At 57.3% G+C, this 15,045-nt stretch carries 16 protein-coding genes; 12 read left to right on the top strand and 4 right to left on the bottom strand.

Going from position 1 to position 15,045, the window contains the following annotated elements:
- The first annotated feature begins 128 nt into the window (after positions 1–128).
- Complete coding sequence (locus tag E4T21_RS19635; protein ID WP_240349227.1) at positions 129–479, top strand: TRAP transporter small permease subunit; 351 nt, start codon at positions 129–131, stop codon at positions 477–479.
- On the top strand, positions 479–1,882 hold the full coding sequence (locus tag E4T21_RS19640; protein ID WP_149286639.1) for a TRAP transporter large permease: 1,404 nt from the start codon (positions 479–481) through the stop codon (positions 1,880–1,882). The genes E4T21_RS19635 and E4T21_RS19640 overlap by 1 nt, the downstream gene beginning before the upstream one ends.
- 185 nt (positions 1,883–2,067) lie before the next feature.
- Here E4T21_RS19640 and E4T21_RS19645 read toward each other — a convergent pair whose 3' ends face one another.
- Entirely contained in the window at positions 2,068–2,499 is a 432-nt protein-coding gene (locus E4T21_RS19645) for a YqaA family protein (RefSeq protein WP_149286640.1), read from the bottom strand.
- Between the two features lie 71 nt (positions 2,500–2,570).
- Here E4T21_RS19645 and thiD point away from each other — a divergent pair, with 71 nt between their 5' ends.
- The 4 genes from thiD to E4T21_RS19665 all read left to right on the top strand — a co-directional run bounded on the left by thiD (position 2,571) and on the right by E4T21_RS19665 (position 6,528).
- Positions 2,571–3,401 (top strand): bifunctional hydroxymethylpyrimidine kinase/phosphomethylpyrimidine kinase, encoded by an 831-nt coding sequence (thiD, locus tag E4T21_RS19650; RefSeq protein WP_149286641.1) that lies wholly within the window; start codon positions 2,571–2,573, stop codon positions 3,399–3,401.
- Between the two features lie 163 nt (positions 3,402–3,564).
- Positions 3,565–4,410, top strand: coding sequence for a universal stress protein (locus tag E4T21_RS19655; protein WP_149286642.1), 846 nt, complete (start codon positions 3,565–3,567; stop codon positions 4,408–4,410).
- Between the two features lie 75 nt (positions 4,411–4,485).
- Positions 4,486–4,923, top strand: a complete 438-nt coding sequence (gene dtd, locus E4T21_RS19660) for a D-aminoacyl-tRNA deacylase (RefSeq protein ID WP_149286643.1) — start codon at positions 4,486–4,488, stop codon at positions 4,921–4,923.
- A gap of 180 nt (positions 4,924–5,103) precedes the next feature.
- Entirely contained in the window at positions 5,104–6,528 is a 1,425-nt protein-coding gene (locus E4T21_RS19665; RefSeq protein WP_149286644.1) for a uracil-xanthine permease family protein, read from the top strand.
- Here the strand turns inward: E4T21_RS19665 and E4T21_RS19670 are convergent.
- On the bottom strand, positions 6,517–8,448 hold the full coding sequence (locus E4T21_RS19670; protein ID WP_149286645.1) for an ATP-binding cassette domain-containing protein: 1,932 nt from the start codon (positions 8,446–8,448) through the stop codon (positions 6,517–6,519). The two genes, E4T21_RS19665 and E4T21_RS19670, sit on opposite strands and share 12 nt — an antisense overlap.
- Positions 8,449–8,528: 80 nt before the next feature.
- Here E4T21_RS19670 and E4T21_RS19675 point away from each other — a divergent pair, with 80 nt between their 5' ends.
- The 6 genes from E4T21_RS19675 to E4T21_RS19700 all read left to right on the top strand — a co-directional run bounded on the left by E4T21_RS19675 (position 8,529) and on the right by E4T21_RS19700 (position 13,648).
- Positions 8,529–9,056 (top strand): TIGR02444 family protein, encoded by a 528-nt coding sequence (locus E4T21_RS19675; protein ID WP_187775049.1) that lies wholly within the window; start codon positions 8,529–8,531, stop codon positions 9,054–9,056.
- Positions 9,057–9,215: 159 nt separating this feature from the next.
- A complete protein-coding gene (locus E4T21_RS19680; RefSeq protein WP_149286647.1) occupies positions 9,216–10,235 on the top strand; it encodes a TRAP transporter substrate-binding protein in 1,020 nt (339 codons plus the stop codon).
- A gap of 99 nt (positions 10,236–10,334) precedes the next feature.
- Positions 10,335–10,913, top strand: coding sequence for a TRAP transporter small permease (locus E4T21_RS19685; protein WP_149286648.1), 579 nt, complete (start codon positions 10,335–10,337; stop codon positions 10,911–10,913).
- Between the two features lie 105 nt (positions 10,914–11,018).
- Positions 11,019–12,302: a TRAP transporter large permease gene (locus E4T21_RS19690; protein WP_149286649.1), complete on the top strand. Its 1,284-nt coding sequence runs from the start codon at positions 11,019–11,021 to the stop codon at positions 12,300–12,302.
- A 48-nt stretch (positions 12,303–12,350) separates the two neighbouring features.
- Positions 12,351–12,791, top strand: a complete 441-nt coding sequence (locus E4T21_RS19695; protein WP_149286650.1) for a universal stress protein — start codon at positions 12,351–12,353, stop codon at positions 12,789–12,791.
- A 77-nt stretch (positions 12,792–12,868) separates the two neighbouring features.
- Entirely contained in the window at positions 12,869–13,648 is a 780-nt protein-coding gene (locus tag E4T21_RS19700) for a BamJ family beta-barrel-assembly machinery protein (RefSeq protein WP_149286651.1), read from the top strand.
- An 83-nt stretch (positions 13,649–13,731) separates the two neighbouring features.
- Here the strand turns inward: E4T21_RS19700 and E4T21_RS19705 are convergent, their stop codons facing one another.
- Positions 13,732–14,328 (bottom strand): SCO family protein, encoded by a 597-nt coding sequence (locus E4T21_RS19705; protein ID WP_149286652.1) that lies wholly within the window; start codon positions 14,326–14,328, stop codon positions 13,732–13,734.
- A gap of 132 nt (positions 14,329–14,460) precedes the next feature.
- Positions 14,461–14,976, bottom strand: coding sequence for a hypothetical protein (locus tag E4T21_RS19710; RefSeq protein WP_149286653.1), 516 nt, complete (start codon positions 14,974–14,976; stop codon positions 14,461–14,463).
- Between the last annotated feature and the right edge of the window lie 69 nt (positions 14,977–15,045).

Raw genomic sequence — 15,045 nt, forward strand, 5'->3', positions numbered from 1 at the left:
AAGCAATGGATACAGCAGCGAGTTCCCCATGACCCACTTCCGCGGCTTACCGAGGCCTCTTGCCGCCCTCGACGCCTTTTCCGACTACTTGGGCAAGGCCTTGTCCTGACTACTGGATTGTCAAGGCCTTGTCCTGGCATGACGGCCATGTGCGCGTCGATATTTTCTATCGCGACATGTCGCCGCGCAAAAAGGCCTGGGTCGACCTGCTTGGCACTGTGTTCCTGCTATTGCCGGTAATGATCTTCACCATTGCAGCCAGCCTTGGCTATGTCGCCAAGTCCTGGGCCATTTTCGAAGGCTCACCGGATGCTGGAGGCATTCATGGGGTTTTCCTGCTCAAGACACTGATTCCCCTGTTTGCCGGATTGATGATCGTGCAGGGCCTGGTCGAGATCCTGCGTAATGCATTGATCATCTCGGGGCGCCTCGATCCCAGTACGAAAGATCACGATGCTGCGGACGAGGAGCGCCTGTGATGATGGAATACATGCCCCTGGTGCTCTTCGCCGCCATCTGCATTGTCCTGATGTTCGGCTATCCCGTCGCCTTGTCGCTGGCCGGTACCGCGCTGGCCTTCACTGGACTCGGCTATGGCCTGGAAGCCATTGGTATCGATGCCAACTTCGATGCCAGCTACCTGAACGCCTTTCCCAATCGCCTCTACGGGATCATGACCAATGCGACCTTGCTGGCAGTGCCACTGTTCGTGTTGATGGGCGTGCTGCTGGAAAAGTCCAAGGTTGCTGAGACCTTGCTTGACGCCATGGCCTTGCTGTTCGGCTCGCTGCGCGGTGGGCTCGGCATCTCCGTGACTCTGGTCGGCATGCTGCTGGCGGCCTCTACAGGTATCGTCGGTGCGACGGTAGTGACCATGGGATTACTGTCACTACCGACCATGCTCAAGCGCGGCTACAGCCCGTCCCTGGCCACCGGCACCATCTGTGCCACCGGAACGCTGGGACAGATCATCCCGCCGTCCATCGCTCTGGTGCTGCTTGGTGACGTACTGTCTTCTGCCTACCAGCAAGCTCAGCTGGCCATGGGCATCTTCAGCCCTAAAACGGTGTCCGTGGGAGACCTGTTCATGGGAGCCCTGGTTCCTGGCCTGATCCTGGTGGCGGTCTACATGCTCTATGTCAGCCTGGTCGCCTTTTTCAGACCCGATGCCGCTCCCCCCGCAGATCGTGAAGAGCTGATGAAGGAGCTTGGGCATGGCGATGGCCTTGGCCTGCTGTTGCTCAAGGGCCTGGTACCGCCCATCGTGCTGATCATTGCCGTTCTGGGCTCGATCCTTGCCGGCCTGGCCACTCCCACCGAGGCATCGGCCGTAGGCGCTTTTGGAGCCTTCGTTCTGGCTCTGGCCTATCGTCGCCTCGATCTGGAAACACTCAAGGATGTGCTGCGTACCACGACCCATGTGACCACCATGGTGTTCTTGATCTTGATCGGCGCAGCCCTGTTCTCGCTGGTCTTCCGCGCCTACGGTGGTGAAGAGCTTGTCACCCATGTCTTCGAAAGCATGCCCGGCGGAGTCGTCGGCGCAACCATCGTCGTCATGCTGGTGATCTTCCTGCTGGGCTTCATTCTCGACTTCATCGAGATCACCTTCGTGGTGGTACCCATCGTTGGCCCCATTCTACTGGCCATGGGCCTCGACCCGGTGTGGCTCGGCATCATGATCGCCATCAACCTGCAGACCTCCTTCCTCACCCCACCCTTTGGTTTTGCGCTGTTCTACCTGCGAGGCGTCGCACCAGCGTCATTACCGACTTCTGCCATCTATCGCGGTGTCGTGCCATTTATCGTGCTGCAGCTGGGCATGTTGGTGGCTCTGTCGTTCTTCCCGCAGTTGGCCACCTGGTTGCCCAGCAAGTTCTGAGTGAAAGCTCGCTGCAAGCCGCAACAGCCAGGAGCGGTGGAACCAATGGCATGATGGCTTCGGGGTTGAAGGTGCCCTCGGCCCATCAAGTGGGCAAAGGCACAGGGTCGCTTGATGCGACCCTGTGCCTTCTTGGTGTCAGTGGAATGCGGGATGTGAGCCGAAAGAAGGCCTGCCCAAAGGCATCATTCACAGTAACCGGCCAGAAAGCGCTCCGCCAGCCACAGCATCAGGGCATATCGGCCTCCCTTGGCCACGACAATCCATAGACAGGCACGCCACCAGGGCAGCCTGGCGATACCTGCCAGCACCGTCAGCGGATCCCCGATGACAGGCAGCCACGACAGTAACAGGCTGAGTTCGCCTCCGCGCAGGTACCATCCCTCGGCTCGCGCCAAAGCCTGCGATGAGACAGGGAACCAGCGCTTCCCTTCCCAATGGCGAGCATAGCGCCCCATGGCCACATTAATCAGGCTGCCAAGCGTATTCCCTGCCGTCGCGGTAAGCCACAGCCCTGATGGCGTTGCACCTTGACACCAGAGTGCCGCCAGCCAGGCCTCCGAGCCACCTGGAAGCAAGGTGGCTCCGGCCAGGGCGACCACGAACAGGCTCAACATGTCGTATCAGGTCCAGGCAGAGAAAAGAAAAGGTGTATGCTGTGGCTCACGCTATGACTCGGGCTAGATTCATGTCTGTACCTTCTCCCATTCCCCACACTTTGACCATTGCCGGCTCTGACCCTTCCGGAGGCGCAGGCCTGCAAGGCGATATCAAGACGCTTTCCGCTCTCGGAACCTATGCAACCAATGTGATCACGGCAGTGATCGCTCAGAACACCTGCGGAGTGCGCGAGGTCCATCCTGTGCCGGCCTCGGCGATTCGTACCCAGCTGGATAATCTGCTCGACGATGTCCGTATCGATGCCGTCAAGATCGGCATGGTGTCCAGCCGCGAAGTGGCCGAAACGCTGCGAGAAGCTCTGGAAGCCCGTCGCCCCCGCTGGATAGTACTCGACCCGGTAATGGTAGCCAAAAGTGGCGACATCCTGGTCGATGCTGCTGGTATCGAGGCAGTCCGCGATATTCTCATTCCCTTGGCCGATGTCATTACCCCCAATCTTCCTGAAGCTGCCGTTTTGCTGGAAGTGACGCCACCCACCACCCCCGATGCCATGGAAGCCATGCTGCCAGGGCTGAAAACCCTCAAGTCACCTTATGTGCTGCTCAAGGGGGGCCACCTGGCCGGCGATAGTTGTCCTGACCTGCTGGCCACACCGGAGGGCGATCATTGGTTGCCGGCACCTCGCATTGAAACCGACAACCTGCATGGTACCGGGTGTGCTCTTTCGTCAGCTATCGCTGCGAAGCTCGCTCACCTGCCGGCCGATGCCGGCCATGAACGCATCGTTACCGCTATCGGTGAGGCCAAACACTGGCTGCATGAAGCGCTGGACGCCAGCCGTCAACTGGCAGTGGGTCATGGGCGCGGACCAGTGCATCATTTCCATGCGCTATGGTGATCCTTCACCACATACGTTCATTGCATCGCAAGAACTCTCATTAGTATCCGCTCAGGGGCCCTCGAGGCCACTGAATATCATGGGCCAGAGCTTTATCGTATCTTGCGTGATCCTGCATGGGCGCCCATGCTAAGAGCTCACCTGCTGGTGTGGGAGATGTGTCATGGCTCGAACCCTGCTGTTTGCCTGCGATCTGTCTGCTGAAAATCGGTCGGCCTTCGGGCGCGCCATTCGCTTGGCCAGCGAGCAAGGTGCTCATCTGGACATCCTGCATGTCCTAGACCCTTATCTGCCTCACCGAGTCCTGCACGACCTGGAAAGTGCCGTGGTTGCTGACATCCAGTCGATCATGACCGACCTCCGCGAAGACTACGCATTCGAAGAACCCGCTCACCTGATCCAGACCGTCACCGGCGCGCCCTATGCGGAAATCATTCGCGAAGCCCATGAGCGCCAGGCCGATATGATCATCCTCGGTACCCATCGCAAGCGAGGACACCCGGATCTGATCGGTGGGACAACCCTTGCACGAGTATTGCGTAGTGCCCCCTGCCCCGTTCTGATAATAAGCCAGCCCCCAGCAAGGGCATGGCATGACATTCTGGTACCAGTAGACTTCTCCTTGGCCTGCCGACGCACCTTGCATGAGACTCTGTGTCGCTTTCCTGAAGCGCGCCTGAAGCTGCTGCATGCCTGGAATATTCCCGGTGAACGCGAATTGGGCTCTGACAGTGGCTTCGCACTGTGGAGAGACCAGGAAGTTTCGCGTCTTCGCCGACAACTGGAGCAGGACGTCGATCAGCTGATGAGCGAATTCGAACAAGTGCCAGAACTGGAACTCGTTCTCGAACAGGGGAATCCCCTGGAAGTGCTGATGTCCCACCTCAGACATCAACCGCCGGACTTGCTGGCGTTGAGCAACCACAACCCATCCGAGCAGTGTGGTCAGATCATCCTGCACCTGCTGTCGGAACTGCATTACGACATCATGGTGTGCAGGGCTTGGTGAGCGACAGGGGGCACCTGATCATCCATCCGTGGTAGGCTCCGGCGCGATATATGACAAGCACCAGGAACCTGCCCAATGAAAGCTTTGATCCAACGCGTGCAGCGTGCCAGTGTGGAAGTGGACGCACGCATTGTCGGCGCCATCGACTCCGGTCTGCTGGCATTGATCGGTGTGGAGAAGGGAGATGATGAGGCCGCTGCGGACCGTTTGCTGCACAAGCTGCTTCACTACCGCGTATTCAGCGATAGCGAAGGCAAGATGAACCTCAACCTGCAACAGGCTCAAGGCGGCCTGCTGCTGGTGTCCCAATTCACCCTTGCTGCCGATACTCGCAAGGGCCTGCGTCCCGGCTTTTCCAGCGCAGCGCCTCCTGCCGAGGGTGATCGGCTGTTTCATTATCTGTTGAACCAGGCTCAGCAATGCTGGCCCCATGTTGCCAGTGGAGAATTCGGCGCCAACATGCAGGTTTCATTGATCAACGATGGACCTGTCACTTTCCTCCTGGAAAGCTGACCAGCTTCATGTAAATCAATCACATATATTGCCGTTGCGGTGTTATTCCACAACGGTGATATGTGTCACTCTTCTTATCCCTTGGTCGTATTTTGCCGTTATGTGCTGGCCCCCGAGGCTGGTTTTTGGAAATATTTACCAAATATCCAATGTATACAATAACTGGCAAAGAGCGTATCCATGACAACTCACCGCAGCAGGTCCGTCTTCGACTTCTACGGTCGCCCTCCCCTGACTCGAGCTCTGCCACTCTCACTCCAGCACATTCTTGCCATGGTCATGGGCACCGTGACAGTGCCCATCATCGTGGCAGGCACCGTGGGAGCTTCCAGTGCAGAAACCCTGCTATTGATCCAGATTTCCCTGCTGGCATCAGGTATTTCCACCCTGATCCAGCTATATGGTGTGTACCGTTTTGGTGCTCGACTGCCGACTATCTTCGGGGTCGGTTTCGCCTATGTGCCAACTCTCACTGCCGTCGGATCGCAATTCGGTATCAGTGGCATTCTCGGCGCACAGCTGATCGGAGGCCTGGCAATGTTGCTGGTCGGCGTGGGCATTCGTCCATTGCGACACCTGTTTCCCCCGGTCGTCGCTGGCGTGGTCGTCCTGGTGATCGGCCTGTCCCTGTATGACATTGCCATTCGCTACATGGCAGGCGGAATAGGGAATCCGCACTTCGGTGAACCTGCTCAATGGGCCGTGGCGCTGGCAACGCTATTCGTCGTGCTGTGCATCTCTCAGTTTGCACGCGGCTTCATGAAACTTTCGGCCATCGTCTGTGGCATTCTTGTCGGATACGGGTTGTCCCTGGCCCTGGGCATGGTGGACTTCAGCCCCATACATCAAGCGTCCTGGTTCAGTGCTCCACAGCTGATGCCCTTTGAACTGACGTTTCCCGCTGCCGCGGTCATCTCCATGGTGATCATCTGCGTGGTCAACTCGGTACAGACCATTGGCGATCTTTCCGCCACTACCATCGGCGGCATGAACCGGGAGTTGGGAGAAAAGGAACTGTCCGGAGGTCTGCTGGGCAATGGCCTGTGCACTCTGGTGGGTTCCCTGTTCGGCGCCTTGCCCACATCCTCCTATAGCCAGAACGTCGGCATCATCGCCATGACCAAGGTCGTCAGCCGCACAGTGCTGGCCCTTGCTGCCGTGTTCATGCTACTGGCCGGGGTCATTCCCAAGTTCGGCGCTCTGATGACCACCATTCCCTATCCTGTGCTGGGTGGTGCCACTATCACCGTCTTTGGCATGATCACCATGACAGGCATCCAACTGCTGACTCGTGATGAACTGTCGTCACGCAACATGACTATCGCCAGCCTGGCCCTGGCCTTGAGCCTGGGCGTCTATGCTGCCCCCGAAGCCCTGGATGCCCTGCCACCCATGCTAAAGCTGGCGATCGGCGGCTCTCCCGTCGTCGTCGCAGCCATTACCGCCGTCACGCTCAACCTGCTCCTGCCCAAGCGCAGCCTGGACGATGAACACCAGGAACGTGAACGCATTGCAGCCAAGATGAATGCCTCCGATCATCAAGGCGCCAAGTCAAGTCGCAAAGCCAAGTCCGATACCGGGGCCAAGTCGGTATCAGCCCGCTAATTCCTGACTCATTTGCTCCAATGCCTCCTCGGCGGCCAGCCATTGCTGCTCCAGGTCGTCGAGGCGGCTCTTCAACTCTCCCTGGCGCGCCAAGCTGTCGGTAAGTTCGGTCTTGCGCTCCTCTGCCGTGTAGAGCTCAGGATCCGCTAGACGCCCCTCGACGGCAGCCAGTTCTTCCTGCACTTTTTCCATGGCCTGCTCAGCCTTGTCGCGTTCACGCTTCAACGGTCTCAGCTTCTCGCGCAGCTCTGCTGCCGCCCGGCGCGAGGCCTTGCGATCTTCCCTTGGCGCCTCGACTGCCTCGGCCTTTTCCTCCCGGGCCTCTCGGCGCGTCGCATCCAGCCGCTGCTTGAGCCACAGGCGATAGTCTTCCAGGTCGCCGTCAAAAGGCTCGACACGATGGTCGGCGACCCGCCAGAACTCATCCACGGTGGCCTTGAGCAGGTGCCGGTCGTGTGACACCACGATAACCGTCCCCTCGAAAGCTGCCAGGGCCTCGGTCAGCGCCTCGCGCATCTCCAGGTCGAGGTGGTTGGTAGGTTCGTCGAGCAGCAACAGGTTGGGCTTCTGCCAAGCCACCAGGGCTAGCGCCAGGCGGGCCTTCTCTCCTCCGGAGAACTGGCCAACTTCGGCAAAGACATCATCACCTGGGAAGCCAAAACCTCCCAGGAAGCTACGAATTTCACTATCCGCCGCACGGGGAGACAAGCGCTGCACGTGCTGGAATGGCGTCGATGCCAGGTCCAGCCCTTCGAGCTGATGCTGGGCGAAGTAGCCGATGGCCAGATGTTCGCCGGGTATTCGTGTACCTGCCAGCAATGGCAGTGCCCCGGTAAGCGACTTGATCAAGGTCGACTTGCCCGCGCCATTCGGGCCAAGCAAGCCAATGCGCTGCCCCGGCAAGAGGGTAAGGCGCACCTGCTCAAGCTGCACATGCTCGTTATCGGCAGTGCGATAACCGAGGGTGGCCTCATCCAGCACCAGCAGAGGATGAGACGTCTTTTCGGAAGAGGGCAAGGTGAAATGGAAGGGAGAATCCACATGAGCCAACGCGATGGTGCCCATGCGCTCGAGCATCTTCAAGCGACTCTGGGCCTGACGGGCCTTGGTGGCCTTGTAGCGGAAGCGTGCCACGAACTTCTCGATTTCCTCGCGTCGTGCCTGCTGCTTGGCAGCAACCGCCTGTTGCAGCGCCAGCTTCTCTGCGCGAGTGCGCTCGAAAGTCGTGTAATTGCCACGATACAGCACTAACTGTTGGCGATCGAAGTGCAGAATGTGGTCGCACACCGCATCGAGAAAGTCGCGATCGTGAGAGATGAGCAGCAAGGTCCCGGGATAACGGATCAGCCATTGTTCAAGCCACAGCAATGCATCCAGGTCCAGGTGGTTGGTCGGCTCATCGAGCAGCAGGACGTCAGAAGGCATGAACAGGGTCCGTGCCAGATTGGCTCGCATGCGCCAACCACCGGAAAAGGCAGACAATGGCTGGCTCAGCTGCTGCTGGGAAAAACCCAGTCCGACCAGCAGCTGTGCTGCACGGGAAGGGGCACTATACCCATCCAGCGCCTCGATGGTGCCATGCAGCTCGGCTTCTCGCTGATGATCTCCACTGACCTGGGCATCGGCCAAAGCGGCCTCGGTACGGCGAAGCTCCGTGTCGCCATCGAGCACGTAATCGACGATGGGGCGCGACAGGGCCTCAACCTCCTGGGCCATATGCGCAATGCGCTGCCCGCCACTCATCTCGACGTTACCCTTGTCGGCGCTGATCTGTCCTAGCACCAGGCTGAACAGGCTGGACTTGCCGGCGCCATTAGGCCCGACAATGCCCACCTTGTAGCCAGCGTGCAGGGTTACGTCGGCCCCTTCGAACAGTGGCTCGGCTCCACGTTGCAGAGTCACTTGGCGCAGTGCAATCATCAAGACTCCATAAGGCATCCACCGCAACACTCAGCAGCATGGGCGGCGATGCCACAATCAAGTATGTAAAGGTCGCTATCTTGGGCACCAATTCTACCCAATTCGGGACACAACTGCGTCAGCGCCTGACAGCACAGCCTTTATGGACGTTTGCTGTCGACTTCTATGCCCGCTCGGGCGTCGAGCAGGCCTGCCTCAGCCTGCAGGATGAGCATGGCTGGGATGTGTGCGAACTGCTGTGGCGTTGCTGGCTTTTTCAGCATGGGGCACAAGCCGGCGAGCTGGCTCCAGAGATACATCGCTGGCAAGCCGACGTCACGCAGCCCCTGCGCAGGCTCCGTCGCAAGCTCAAGCCAGAGTCATGCCGCTCTACGGCTGTCTACAACCTGCGTGAGCAAATCAAGCAATCCGAGCTTGCGGCGGAGAGAGAGACCATGAACAGGCTCATGAAAATCAGCCTCAAAGATAGCACGTTAACGCCTCTTCCCGAGCCTCTTCCAAGTCTGGAAAAAGTTCTACTTTCTGACCATGAATTAAAGAAAAAATCGCAAGTTAGACTGATTGCAACGCTGGAAACCCAGCTTGACCCTCTTTGCTACCCACGCTAGCCTGAAATACATCGCACGGGATATTTCTCTTGATTTTCAGTGTCCGCTGAACAGGCAGCGCTACTGCTTTGCTGCTGTATGCGCAACATGATTTTGACATTGAAGTGAAAGAATTTTCACAAATTTCGCCCAGACAAGCCCTTAAATGGAGCCACAATAATGAAGGCAAAACACCTTTTCACCAGTGCCGGCATCGGCGCTCTGATGCTTGGCCTGTCCTCCTTCGCCATGGCTGATACATGGCGCTATGCCCACGAAGAATATGAGGGCGACGTACAGGACGTCTACGCTCAGGCATTCAAGAAGTACGTCGAAGAGAACTCGGATCACACTGTTCAGGTCTACCGTTTCGGTGAACTGGGCGAGTCCGATGACTTCATGGAGCAGGCCCAGAACGGCATCATCCAGTTCGTTGACCAGTCCCCCGGCTTCACCGGATCCCTTATCCCATCTGCCCAGATCTTCTTCATTCCCTATCTGCTGCCTACCGATGAAGAGACCGTGCTCAAGTTCTTCGACGAGAGCAAGGCCATCAACGAGATGTTCCCCGAGCTTTACGCCGAGCACGGCCTGGAGCTGCTGAAGATGTTCCCCGAGGGCGAAATGGTGGTCACGGCAGACACCCCCGTCACCTCTCCGGAAGACTTCAAGAACAAGAAGATCCGCACCATGACCAACCCACTGCTGGCGGAAACCTACAGGGCTTTCGGAGCAACCCCGACCCCGCTTCCCTGGGGTGAGGTATACGGCGCCTTGCAGACAGGGGTCATCGATGGTCAGGAGAACCCCATCTTCTGGATCGAGTCCGGCGGCCTGTACGAAGTGTCTCCCAATCTGATCTTCACTGGTCACGGCTGGTTCACTACCGCGATGATGGCCAACAAGGACTTCTATGATGACCTGTCCGATGAGGACAAGCAGTTGGTGCAGGAAGCCTCCGACTCTGCCTATGACACCACCATAGAGCACATCAAGGGCTTGGCAGAAGAATCCTTGACCAAGATCGAGGAAGCTTCTGACGACGTCACGGTGACCCGTCTCACCGATGAGCAGATTCAGGTCTTCAAGGAACGAGCTCCCCAGGTGGAAGAAAAATTCCTGGAAATGACGGGAGATACCGGCAAGAAGCTGCTTGACCAGTTCAAGGCCGATCTCAAGGCCGTAGAGGGAGAGGGCTAATACCAGCCCCAGTCTTCCAAGGGGGCAGCTATGCTGCCCCCTTGTTGTTTCGGGAGGTCTCTTTTCCGGGCTATCTACCCATCAAGAGAGAAACACACCATGACTGACGAAGAAGCCGAAAAGAATTACCACTCTGGGTTGCCTGGCATTCTAGGCACAATCGATACCCTTATCAGCAAGGTCGAAGCGGTCATCCTCGCTGCTGGTGTGCTGCTGATGGCATTCAACACCATTGCCAATGTCATCGGCCGTTTTGTATTTGGCGAAAGCATCTTCTTCAGCGGGGAGGTCAATCGCATCCTGATCATCATGATCACTTTCGCGGGCATTGGTTATGCTGCTCGGCACGGTCGCCACATCCGCATGTCGGCAATCTATGACGCTCTACCAGTAGGTGGACGTAAGGCACTGATGATCTTCATCTCTCTATTCACTTCGCTGGTGATGTTCTTCCTGTTGTATTACTCCGTCGTCTACGTTCTCGACCTTTACAGCAAGGGGCGCGTTCTTCCAGCACTCAGCATCCCGATTTTCATCATCTATATCTGGGTTCCTGTTGGCTTCCTGATCACGGGAATTCAGTATTTTCTCACTGCTATCAAGAACATGATGTCCAGAGACGTCTACCTCTCCACTGGGGTGATAGATGGTTACAAGGATACGGAGACCGAGGTCTGATCGAGCGATGTGCCGGAATTCATTGATTGCCTGCCCACAAGCTTTCCTCAAAAGGGCAGGGGCTGTTCTCGACTTTGAGACCATGGTTTCAAGAGGAATGCGTCCATGACAACAATAATGATCGTTACCATGATAGCCCTGTTGCTGCTGGGCTTTCCCATGATGATTCCGCTGATCACTGCGGCAATCATCGGTTTCTACATGATGTTCAATGGTCTGGGTCAGATGGATACCCTGATCCAGCAGATGATGGCCGGCATCAGGCCCGCTTCGCTGATCGCCGTACCCATGTTCATTCTGGCGGCGGATATCATGACACGCGGCCATTCCGCTGATCGTCTGATCAATATGGTCATGGCCTTCATCGGCCATATCAAAGGCGGCCTGGCGGTTTCCACCGCCGCGTCCTGCACCCTGTTTGGTGCCGTCTCTGGCTCCACCCAGGCAACCGTGGTAGCGGTGGGCTCACCCTTGCGCCCACGCATGCTCAAGGCCGGCTACTCCGATTCCTTCACCCTGGCCCTGATCATTAACGCCAGTGACATTGCTTTCCTGATTCCTCCAAGCATTGGCATGATCATCTACGGGGTCATCTCCGGAACCTCGATTGGTGAACTGTTCATTGCCGGGATTGGCCCAGGGCTGCTGATCTTGTTGATGTTTTCTATCTACTGCGTGTTATACGCAGTGATTCGGGATGTCCCCACCGAGCCCAGGACCTCCTGGCCAGAGCGCATGAAAGCCGTCTACCAGGCACTCTGGCCGCTGGGTTTTCCTGTCATCATCATCGGCGGGATCTATGGCGGCATCTTCAGCCCTACTGAAGCTGCTGCAGCCTGCGTGCTTTACGCCATATTCCTGGAATTCGTGGTATTTCGCTCGCTCAAGGCCTCCCAGATCTATGCTATCTCCAAGTCCACGGGCCTGATCACCGCTGTCGTGTTCATTCTGGTCGCCGTGGGGAACAGCTTCTCCTGGATCATTTCCTTCGCTCAGATTCCTCAGGCCCTGCTCGAGGCCGCAGGTATCAATGAGGCGGGCCCCACCGGGGTGCTGATCGCGATCTGTGTGTCCTTCTTCATTGCCTGCATGTTCGTCGACCCCATCGTCGTCATTCTGGTACTGACGCCTATTTTTACGCCGGCTATCGAAGCTACCGGCCTGGATCCTGTACTCGTCGGTATCCTGATCACGCTGCAGGTCGCGATAGGCTCGGCAACACCACCCTTCGGTTGCGATATCTTCACCGCGATTGCCATCTTCAAACGTCCTTACCTGGACGTGATCAAGGGCACACCTCCCTTCGTGCTATTGCTGATCCTTGCCGCTGCGCTGCTGATCATGTTCCCGCAGATATCTCTGTTCCTGCGCGATGTTGCCTTCCGCTAGCCATGAGCCGTTGTGTAGTTAGCCGTTGTGTAGATAGGAGGTCCTGCGATGTTTCATCGAATTCTGGTAGCGGTAGATGGTTCCAAGGGTGCCTTGAAAGCTCTGGAAAAGGCGGTAGCTCTGCAACTGCTGACAGGCGCGGAGATATACATATTGTGCGTTTTCAAGCACCACAGCTTGCTGGAAGCATCACTTTCCATGGTCCGCCCTGATGAGGTTGATATACCCGACGATGCGCTCAAGGAGTACGCCACCGAAATCGCGGTACAGGCCAAGTCCAGGGCCGTTGACATGGGAGTTGCTGTCGAGAAGGTCCGCGCTTTCGTCAAAGGAGGGCGTCCATCGCGCACTATCGTGCGCTTTGCGCGCAAGCGAGAGTGCGACCTGGTCGTCATTGGAGCACACGGCACAAACGGCGATAACATACTGCTGGGTAGTGTTTCCCAGCGTGTCGCCGGGTCGGCCAGTTGCCCGACACTTGTGGTTTAGTGCGGAACCAATGGCCAACTGTTACAGTCTCATCACCGACATTCACTCGTAGTGCTTCACGAAGCTAAAGGATTTCCATGAAGAGACTGCTGACTACCGCCTCCCTGATCGCCCTGCTGGGTGCAGCCCCACTGGCCTTCTCCGCTCCGGAAACCGATCAGGAGAAACTCAGCTATAGCCTTGGTGTAACTCTCGGCCAGAGCATTCAGCAAGATGTTGAAGACCTCGACACCGAGGCTTTCACTGACGCTGTTAACGATGTGTTTGCAGGCGGCGAACTGCAGATGAGCGAAGACGAGATTGCGGCAGCACTGACCAAGTTCCAGCAGGAGGCCATGGCCAAGCGTGCCGAGGAGCAGAAGAAGCTGGCCGCAGAGCTCGAGAAAGAGGCCAAGGCCAATAAGGAAGAGGGCGACAAGTTCCTCGCTGAAAACGGCGAGAAGGAAGGCGTCACCACTACCGATTCCGGTCTGCAGTACAAGGAACTTGAGTCCGGCGACGGCGCAACCCCGGCCGATGGCGACACCGTCAAGGTCAACTACGAAGGCAAGCTGATCGATGGCAAAGTGTTCGACAGCTCCTATGAGCGCGGCGAGCCTGTGTCCTTCCAGGTCGGCCAGGTGATCGAAGGCTGGCAGGAAGCCCTGAAGATGATGAAAGTGGGCGATACTTGGGAAGTGGTCATCCCTGCCGAGCTAGCCTATGGCGCCCGTGGTCAAGGTCCGATTGGCCCGAACCAGACCTTGATCTTCAAGGTTGAACTGCTTGATGTGACACCTGCCGCAGAAGCGGAAGGTGCTGAAGAAGACAAGGCAGCAACCGAAGACAAGGCAGCAGAAGAGGAAAGCGAAGGTTAAGCTAAGCGCTTGGTCTCCCCTCTGCTCGATCCTGCTCATCGCCAGCCTTTCAGGCTGGCGATGTTCTTTTCGCCCAGGCTATTTCAGTCGCTGGCAAGCACATCAGCCAACGCTGCTTGCAAAGGAGCAGGAGTCGGCGAATGGAGCACCCGCTGCAATACTCTTCCTTGCGGATCTACCAGATAGAGATATGCCGTATGGTCGATCGTGTATTCTCCTTCGGAGTCCTCCGCTTCGACCTTGCGCCAGACCACATCGTAACGTCCGGCAATATCCTCGAGCTGTGTTCGGTTTCCCGTAGCCCCGATAAATCCATCACCGAAGAACCCCAGATATTCTCGTAGCCGCTCAATGCTATCCCGCTCCGGATCCAGGGATATCAAGACAGGCACAACTCGCTTCTGCTGTTCATGAGGGAGGCTATCCAGGGTTTGGCGCATTACCGAAAGGCTCATGGGGCAGACATCGGGGCACCATGTATAGCCGAAGAACACGACAGCAACCTGATCATCGGCTAGCGATGCCAGCGAGAAGTCCCCTTCGGTCGAGGCCAGTTCAATTGGCCCACCGGCGATCAGCCCCTCAGGGGAACGGCTTTCCCAAGGCTTGAGCGTCCATAGCACCGCGGCAGCCAGAATGACAATGGCACCAGCCCCCACCCCCAGGTAACGTCGATTCATGAACCTCTCCATGCCCTTGTCTGCTCGACTTCGGCTATTGTTCTGTTTTAGCTAATTGCTCTATTCCGGCTAATTGTTCTATTTCACTGGCTAACCTGTGATATCGCTTTTTTCCGGCACCCTTCACATCCGCTAACTCATGTTTCCGGGATATTGCACTTCAAGATCGAACCAGCTTCCCAGAGGGCCTCTCGGGGTGTCCAGTACCACAAGTACCCGCCACATCATACGGTCCCGGGTGCAGATGCCCACTTGGCCTTGGCCTTGAAAATGTCCAGACCCAGACGCTGTCAGAGGAAAACGATGTACTCCCATGTCCATGTCGACACCTTCGAATGAGACCACCGCTCCAGTGGCCTCGATACCGCTTATCTGAACATCCAATGGCAATGGCTCCAGCGGACGAATATCGCCGTCAACCGGGATGGATAGCGTAAGGCGAGCCCCATCCCCAAGGTCGGCACTACAAGAGCCACGGTGTAGATCACAGGATTCAACCTGTTCCGGCACATGCCACTCCACCGCCTCATGGCCAGCGATTTCATAGCGCAACAGGTACCATAGGGCCATGCCCAACGCGATGAGTGTCAGCGTTATCAGCAACGTCAGCCGGGGCCTGCGTGTGGAACTGAACTTGCTCGGAAGCATGGGCACTAGAGCCTATCGATACAAAAGACGGAACGCATGCCAAGCGCAGGCATACGGTAAGCTTAACAA

Origin of the sequence: Halomonas binhaiensis (assembly GCF_008329985.2) — a bacterium.
GTDB lineage: Bacteria > Pseudomonadota > Gammaproteobacteria > Pseudomonadales > Halomonadaceae > Halomonas > Halomonas binhaiensis.

Bases quoted from the DNA above. Each gene is read 5' to 3' on its own strand.
- E4T21_RS19640 (WP_149286639.1), top strand. From the start codon at position 479: ATGATGGAATACATGCCCCTGGTGCTCTTCGCCGCCATCTGCATTGTC.
- E4T21_RS19645 (WP_149286640.1), bottom strand. From the start codon at position 2,499: ATGTTGAGCCTGTTCGTGGTCGCCCTGGCCGGAGCCACCTTGCTTCCA.
- thiD (WP_149286641.1), top strand. From the start codon at position 2,571: ATGTCTGTACCTTCTCCCATTCCCCACACTTTGACCATTGCCGGCTCT.
- E4T21_RS19655 (WP_149286642.1), top strand. From the start codon at position 3,565: ATGGCTCGAACCCTGCTGTTTGCCTGCGATCTGTCTGCTGAAAATCGG.
- dtd (WP_149286643.1), top strand. From the start codon at position 4,486: ATGAAAGCTTTGATCCAACGCGTGCAGCGTGCCAGTGTGGAAGTGGAC.
- E4T21_RS19665 (WP_149286644.1), top strand. From the start codon at position 5,104: ATGACAACTCACCGCAGCAGGTCCGTCTTCGACTTCTACGGTCGCCCT.
- E4T21_RS19670 (WP_149286645.1), bottom strand. From the start codon at position 8,448: ATGATTGCACTGCGCCAAGTGACTCTGCAACGTGGAGCCGAGCCACTG.
- E4T21_RS19680 (WP_149286647.1), top strand. From the start codon at position 9,216: ATGAAGGCAAAACACCTTTTCACCAGTGCCGGCATCGGCGCTCTGATG.
- E4T21_RS19685 (WP_149286648.1), top strand. From the start codon at position 10,335: ATGACTGACGAAGAAGCCGAAAAGAATTACCACTCTGGGTTGCCTGGC.
- E4T21_RS19690 (WP_149286649.1), top strand. From the start codon at position 11,019: ATGACAACAATAATGATCGTTACCATGATAGCCCTGTTGCTGCTGGGC.
- E4T21_RS19695 (WP_149286650.1), top strand. From the start codon at position 12,351: ATGTTTCATCGAATTCTGGTAGCGGTAGATGGTTCCAAGGGTGCCTTG.
- E4T21_RS19700 (WP_149286651.1), top strand. From the start codon at position 12,869: ATGAAGAGACTGCTGACTACCGCCTCCCTGATCGCCCTGCTGGGTGCA.
- E4T21_RS19705 (WP_149286652.1), bottom strand. From the start codon at position 14,328: ATGAATCGACGTTACCTGGGGGTGGGGGCTGGTGCCATTGTCATTCTG.
- E4T21_RS19710 (WP_149286653.1), bottom strand. From the start codon at position 14,976: ATGCTTCCGAGCAAGTTCAGTTCCACACGCAGGCCCCGGCTGACGTTG.